Genomic DNA, 708 nt, shown 5'->3' on the forward strand with positions numbered 1-708 from the left:
TTTGAGTGACGCTCCCGACCGCAGCGATTAAATGAATCACGTGATCTTTGGCAACAGCGAGGCCGATGCGATTACCGATCTCAGCGCCAATGCGACGCTGAACTGGGAGAGTGGCAGATCCGATGGGGGACAGACCACGATGAATCCCTGGCAAGCAGAGCAATCGGGGGCTGTTCCAAATAGTGTTTTAGGGATTAATCGTGGTCTGTCCCCTTTTCCGGGCTAACTCATCCCTAACCTCACCCGTGAAGAGCAGGTTATCGCCCGGGTAATCTATTCTTCTATTCTCTGCGCGCATAAAAAAATCCCGCTAACGGGATTTTGGGTTAGAACGAGGGGCGCCTCCGCCACTGGCGATGACCTACATTGGGTTGCGAACGGTGCTCGCAATCGCTTCGCGATGCCTGCGGCAGCCCTTCACCGTTCACTGCTGGTGAACAGGCTGCGTCACATGGCAACCCTGCGGGTTGCTTAACGGGGCAGAGAATCAACCCATCCTAAAAAACAAAACCCCAGTAGCGCTTGTGCTACTGGGGTTTTGTTTTTTAGGATGGGTTGATTCTCTGCCCCGTTAAGCAACCCGCAGGGTTGCCATGTGACGCAGCCTGTTCACCAGCTGTGAACGGTGAAGGGCTGCCGCAGGCATCGCGAAGCGATTGCGAGCACCGTTCGCAACCCAATGTAGGTCATCGCCAGTGGCGGAGGCGC

Annotated in this window: 1 protein-coding gene; it reads left to right on the plus strand. The window is 55.6% G+C overall.

Annotated features, from left to right (window positions below; all coding sequences use genetic code 11):
• Nucleotides 1-31 precede the first annotated feature (31 nt).
• The gene (locus A3709_RS20905) at nt 32-226 is read left to right on the plus strand and encodes a hypothetical protein (RefSeq protein ID WP_066059373.1); all 195 of its coding nucleotides are present in this window, start codon (nt 32-34) and stop codon (nt 224-226) included.
• Nucleotides 227-708 lie beyond the last annotated feature (482 nt).

This window comes from Halioglobus sp. HI00S01, assembly GCF_001635445.1.
Lineage (GTDB): Bacteria > Pseudomonadota > Gammaproteobacteria > Pseudomonadales > Halieaceae > Halioglobus > Halioglobus japonicus.

Bases quoted from the DNA above. Each gene is read 5' to 3' on its own strand.
- A3709_RS20905 (WP_066059373.1), top strand. From the start codon at position 32: ATGAATCACGTGATCTTTGGCAACAGCGAGGCCGATGCGATTACCGAT.